The organism is Micromonospora sp. WMMD736, from assembly GCF_049179015.1.
Lineage (GTDB): Bacteria > Actinomycetota > Actinomycetes > Mycobacteriales > Micromonosporaceae > Micromonospora.
The window spans coordinates 1-5,938 of sequence record NZ_JBMHMI010000019.1 but is presented as its reverse complement, the minus strand read 5'-3'; the positions used below and the strand labels follow the sequence as shown (position 1 = coordinate 5,938).

Below are 5,938 nucleotides of genomic sequence, written 5' to 3'. Positions count from 1 at the left end.
GGCGGCCCTGGAGGCCGCGAGAGCGGCCCGATGATCGAGCTGACCATCGCCCAGATCGCCGGCATCATCGGTGGTGAGCTGGCCGATATTTCCGCGGAAGACGCCGCCGCCACCCGCGTCACCGGCACCGTCGAGTTCGACTCACGCAAGCTGGGCCCCGGCGGGCTGTTCCTGGCATTGCCCGGCGCGCAAGCCGATGGTCATGATTTCGCGGCCGCCGCGGTGGCGGCCGGCGCGGTCGCGGTGTTGGCCGCCCGTCCGGTCGGCGTACCGGCGATCATCGTGCAACCCAGTGCAGCCCCGGACTCGATCGATGGTGCGTCAGGTGCCCTCGAACACGACGCCGACGGCTCCGGTGCGGCGGTGCTGTCGGCATTGGGCAGGCTGGCCAACGCCGTGGCAACCGAGTTGGTGGCCGGCGGGCTGACAATCATCGGGGTGACCGGCTCGTCCGGTAAGACCTCGACCAAGGACCTGCTGGCCGCGGTGCTGGCGCCACTGGGCGAAGTGGTGGCGCCGCCGGGTTCGTTCAACAACGAGCTCGGCCATCCCTGGACCGTGCTGCGCGCGACGCCGGCCACCGACTATCTGATTCTGGAGATGTCGGCGCGACACCCGGGCAACATCGCCGCGTTGGCCGCGATCGCCCCGCCGTCGATCGCGGTCGTCCTCAATGTGGGCACGGCCCACCTGGGCGAGTTCGGCTCTCGGGAGGCGATAGCCGCGACGAAAGGTGAGCTGCCGCAGGCGGTTCCGGCGTCGGGGGTGGTGGTACTCAATGCCGATGACAGCGCGGTGGCGGCGATGGCCGACATGACCGCCGGCCGCGTTGTGCGGGTGTCGCGGTCACCGGGTGCCGACGTCTGGGCCGGCCCGGTCAGCCTCGACGAGTTGGCCCGGCCGCGCTTCACGCTGCACACCCGCCGCGACGGGGCCGACGCGCAGGTCGAGGTGGAGTTGGCGGTGCACGGCGATCATCAGGTGTCGAACGCGTTGTGTGCGGCGGCGGTCGCCCTGGAATGCGGTGCGGAACCGGCGCAGGTCGCAGCCGCGCTGGCGGCGGCCGGACCGGTATCGCGGCACCGGATGGCAGTGCACACCCGGACCGACGGTGTGACGGTCATCAACGACGCCTACAACGCGAACCCGGACTCGATGGTGGCCGGGCTCAAGGCGCTGGCCTGGATGGCCCGTGAGGCCGGCCGACACCGGCGCAGTTGGGCGGTGCTGGGGGAGATGGCAGAGCTCGGTGACGACGCGATATCCGAACACGATCGCATCGGACGGCTGGCGGTGCGCTTAGATGTGTCTCGACTTGTCGTCGTCGGGACCGGGAGGGCTATGAGCGCCATGCATCAGGGCGCGGTCATGGAAGGATCGTGGGGTGCGGAGGCCATGCTGGTCCCCGACGCCGACGCCGCACTGGAGCTGTTGCGGGACGAACTGCAAGAGGGAGACGTCGTGCTGGTCAAGGCTTCCAACGCGGCGCGGTTGGCGGCGTTGGCCGAAGCGCTCGTTGATCCTGGGCCCACGACCCGATGAGACAGATCCTCATCGCCGTCGGCATCGCGTTGACGGTGTCGATCCTGCTGACACCGGTGCTGATCCGGTTGTTCACCAAGCAGGGCCTCGGCCACGAGATCAGGGAGGACGGCCCGCCCAGCCACGCCAAGAAGCGTGGCACCCCGTCGATGGGTGGCGTGGCGATCCTGGCCGGAATCTGGGCCAGCTACCTGGGCACCCACCTGGTCGGTGCGGCGATCGACGGTGCCGGCCCGTCGGCATCCGGTCTGCTGGTGCTCGGGCTGGCCACTGCACTGGGCGCCGTGGGGTTCATCGATGACCTGATCAAGATCCGTCGGTCCCGCAACCTGGGGCTGAACAAGACCGCCAAGACCGTCGGCATTCTGGTGGCCGCCGTGCTGTTCGGCGCGTTGGCACTGCGGTTCCGCAACGAAGACGGGCTGACCCCGGGCAGCGCCGAGCTGTCCTACGTGCGTGAGATCGCCACCGTCACGCTGGCGCCGCTGGTTTTCGTGTTGTTCTGCGTGGTCATCGTCAGCGCCTGGTCCAACGCGGTGAACTTCACCGACGGGCTGGACGGTCTGGCGGCCGGCGCGATGGCGATGGTCGCGGCGGCCTACGTGCTGATCACGTTCTGGCAGTACCGCAACGCCTGCGCCACCAGCCCCGGGTTGGGCTGCTACAACGTCCGCGATCCGCTGGATCTGGCGCTGATCGCCGCGGCCACCGCGGGCGCCTGCATCGGATTCCTGTGGTGGAACGCGGCACCGGCGAAGATCTTCATGGGCGACACCGGCTCGCTGGCGTTGGGCGGCATCATCGCCGGGCTCTCGGTGACCAGCCGGACCGAGATCCTCGCGGTCGTGCTCGGCGCGTTGTTCGTCGCCGAGGTGATGTCGGTGGTGGTGCAGATCCTGGCCTTCCGCACCACCGGACGTCGGGTGTTCCGGATGGCGCCGTTCCACCACCATTTCGAGCTCGTCGGTTGGGCCGAGACCACCGTCATCATCAGGTTCTGGCTGCTCACCGCGATCGCGTGCGGGCTGGGCGCGGCGCTGTTCTACAGTGAGTGGCTCTCGGCCGTCGGAACCTGACGTGGCCGACCTCCTCGAGCCGATCGCCCCGGGTGCCGCGGTGCTGGTGGCCGGCGCCCGGGTGACCGGTCGGGCGATCCTGGCCACCCTGGCGCAACTGGGTGTCAGTGCCACGCTCTGCGATGACGACCCGGCCATCCTGGGTCCGCACGCCGCGGCCGGGGTGGCGGTGCTCGATCCGCCGGAGGCGATCGCCGCGGTTGCCGATTTCGAGTTGGTGGTGACCAGCCCGGGCTTTCCGCCCACGGCGCCGGTGCTGGCGGCCGCCGCGACGGCCGGGGTGCCGGTGTGGGGCGATGTCGAACTGGCGTGGCGGCTCGACGTCGCCGGCCGGTTCGGGCCGCCCCGGCGTTGGCTGGTGGTCACCGGGACGAACGGCAAGACCACCACGACGTCGATGCTGCACGCCATGCTGGTGGCCGCGGGCCGGCGCAGCGTCTTGTGCGGCAACATCGGCAGTCCGGTGCTCGACGTCCTGGCCGCGCCGGCCGAGGTGCTGGCCGTCGAGCTGTCGAGCTTTCAGCTGCATTGGGCCCCGTCGCTGCGGCCGGAGGCCGGTGCGGTGCTCAACATCGCCGAGGATCACCTGGACTGGCACGGCACGCTGGCCGCCTACGCCGCCGACAAGGCCCGCGCGCTGACCGGGCGGGTGGCGGTGGCCGGAGCCGACGACCCGGTGGCGGCGCGATTGCTGGCCGAGTCGCCGGCCGCGACGCGGGTGGGGTTCCGGCTCGGCGAACCGGCGCCCGGCGAATTCGGGGTCCGCGACGGTGTGCTGATCGACAACGCCTTCGGCGACGACGTCGCGCTGGCCGATGCAGCGACGATCCCGGTGGCCGGGCCGGTCGGGGTGCTCGACGCGCTGGCCGCGGCGGCGTTGGCCCGCTCGGTAGGCGTAGGCGCCGATGCCGTGGCGTCGGCGCTGGCGTCCTTCCAAGTCGGACGCCATCGCGCCGAGGTGGTCGCGAAAGTCGGCGGCGTCACGTTCGTCGACGATTCGAAAGCGACCAATCCGCACGCGGCCCAGGCGTCGATCACGGCCTACCCGCGGGTGGTGTGGGTGGCCGGTGGTCTGCTGAAGGGCGCCGCGGTCGACGAACTGGTCGCCGCGGTGGCAAATAGGCTGGTCGGAGTGGTGTTGATCGGTCGGGACCACACGGCCATCGCCAACGCATTAGCGCGACACGCCCCGGATGTCCCCGTCGTCGAGCTTGTGGCGGGGGAGGATTCTGGGGTGGTTGAGACAATTGAGCCAGATGTGTCGCCTGTGAATCATGTGACTCGTGTGGTCGAAGTGGCCGATCGGCCGCTGGCTGCGGCCGTGATGACCGCGGTGGTGGATGTGGCGCGCGAACTCGCCGACCCAGGCGACGCCGTCTTGCTGGCGCCGGCCGGAGCATCCTTCGACCAGTTCAGCGGTTACGGCGAACGTGGAGACGCGTTCGCGGCGGCCGTTCGCGCCGCAACTCGGTAGCCAACCGTGAGCAACATCCTGGCCCGGTTGCGGATCCGGCGTGGGGCCGGCGTAACCACGTCGACGTCCGCACCCTCCGCCCAGCCGCGGACCCGGTTCGGCGCCTGGCTGGGCCGGCCGATGACCTCGTTTCACCTCATCATCGCCGTCGCGGCACTGCTCACCACGCTCGGGCTGATCATGGTGCTGTCGGCATCGGGGGTGCGCTCTTATGACGACGACGGCTCGCCGTGGACGATCTTCGCCCGCCAGGTGCTCTGGACACTGGTCGGGTTGATCGGGTTCTACCTGGCACTGCGCATATCGGTGAACACGCTGCGCCGGCTGGCCTTCCCCGGGTTCGCGCTGACCATCGTGCTGCTGATCCTGGTGCTCGTGCCGGGCATCGGGAAGATCGCCAACGGTTCGCGCGGCTGGTTCGTGGTGGCGGGATTCTCCATGCAACCCTCCGAACTGGCCAAGATCGCGTTTGTGATCTGGGGGGCGCATCTGCTGGCCGCTCGGCGCATGGAGCGAGCGTCGCTGCGCGAGATGCTGATCCCACTGGTGCCGGCCGCGGTCATCGCGCTGGCGCTCATCGTCGCCCAGCCAGACCTCGGACAGACCGTCTCCCTGGGCATCATCCTGCTGGCGCTGCTGTGGTACGCCGGATTGCCGCTACGGGTGTTCGTCACATCGACGCTGGCGGTGATGGTCTCGGCCGCAGTGCTGGCGGTGTCCGAGGGCTACCGCTCCGACCGGGTGCGATCCTGGCTGAACCCCGGCGCCGACCCCCAGGACGCCGGGTATCAGGCGCGTCAGGCCAGGTTCGCGCTGGCCAACGGCGGCTTCTTCGGCGACGGGCTCGGACAGGGCGCGGCGAAGTGGAACTACCTGCCCAACGCACACAACGACTTCATCTTCGCGATCATCGGCGAAGAACTTGGGTTCGTCGGTGCCGCCGGGCTGCTCTGCCTGTTCGGGTTGTTCGCCTACACCGGCATGCGGATCGCGCGCCGCTCGGCTGATCCGTTCCTGCGGCTGCTGACCGCCGCGACCACGATGTGGGTGCTGGGGCAGACGTTCATCAACGTGGGCTACGTGGTCGGACTGCTGCCGGTCACCGGGCTGCAGCTGCCGTTGATCTCGGCCGGCGGGACATCCACGGCGACCACCCTGTTGATGATGGGGATCATCGCCAACGCCGCGCGACACGAGCCGGAAGCGGTGGCCGCGCTGCGCGCCGGCCGGGACGACCGGTTCAACCGACTGTTGCGGCTGCCGCTGCTCCAGCCCTATTCGCCCACCCGCCTCGAGGCTGCCCGCGACCGGCTGCGGTCCAAGCCGGCCAAGGCGGCGAAGGCGGCGAAGGCGGCGAAGGCGGCCAAGCCGCGTGGGCCAAGCCGCGACACCCGGCGCAAGACACAGCCGGCTGAGCGTCAGGGGCGGCGCACAGGGCATCATGTAGACGGCCGCCGCTCCGGCGCACAGGGGCGTACCGGTCAACGGCAACCGGGCCGACGGGCCCGCACACTGGAAGGTCAGCGGTACGGGTGAGCAGTGCCAGCGCCGGGGGGATCTCGGTGGTTCTCGCCGGCGGCGGAACGGCCGGGCATGTCGAACCCGCAATGGCTGTGGCTGACGCCCTGACCGCCATCGATCCCGGTATCCGGATCACCGCTTTGGGTACCGACCGCGGACTGGAGACCAGGTTGGTCCCCGAGCGGGGCTATCACCTCGAGCTCATCACCCCGGTGCCGCTGCCCCGAAAGCCGACGGCCGATCTGGCCAAGTTGCCGGTGCGGGTGCGGCGCGCGGTTCGGCAGACCCGCGCGGTGCTCGACGCGGTCGGCGCCGACGTGGTCAT

At 70.2% G+C, this 5,938-nt stretch carries 5 protein-coding genes; all 5 read left to right on the top strand.

The features are described from left to right. Nucleotides 1–30: 30 nt before the first annotated feature. The gene (locus ACN269_RS32740) at nt 31–1,542 is read left to right on the top strand and encodes a UDP-N-acetylmuramoyl-tripeptide--D-alanyl-D-alanine ligase (protein ID WP_421476904.1); all 1,512 of its coding nucleotides are present in this window, start codon (nt 31–33) and stop codon (nt 1,540–1,542) included. Further along, the gene (gene mraY, locus ACN269_RS32735) at nt 1,539–2,618 is read left to right on the top strand and encodes a phospho-N-acetylmuramoyl-pentapeptide-transferase (protein WP_421476902.1); all 1,080 of its coding nucleotides are present in this window, start codon (nt 1,539–1,541) and stop codon (nt 2,616–2,618) included. The genes ACN269_RS32740 and mraY overlap by 4 nt, the downstream gene beginning before the upstream one ends. A gap of 1 nt (nt 2,619) precedes the next feature. Then, the gene (gene murD, locus ACN269_RS32730; RefSeq protein ID WP_421476900.1) at nt 2,620–4,092 is read left to right on the top strand and encodes a UDP-N-acetylmuramoyl-L-alanine--D-glutamate ligase; all 1,473 of its coding nucleotides are present in this window, start codon (nt 2,620–2,622) and stop codon (nt 4,090–4,092) included. Nucleotides 4,093–4,098: 6 nt separating this feature from the next. Beyond that, on the top strand, nt 4,099–5,628 hold the full coding sequence (gene ftsW / locus ACN269_RS32725; protein WP_421476898.1) for a putative lipid II flippase FtsW: 1,530 nt from the start codon (nt 4,099–4,101) through the stop codon (nt 5,626–5,628). Then, on the top strand, nt 5,625–5,938 hold a 314-nt coding region (locus ACN269_RS32720), incomplete at its 3' end, for a glycosyltransferase (protein ID WP_421476896.1). The genes ftsW and ACN269_RS32720, both read left to right, overlap by 4 nt.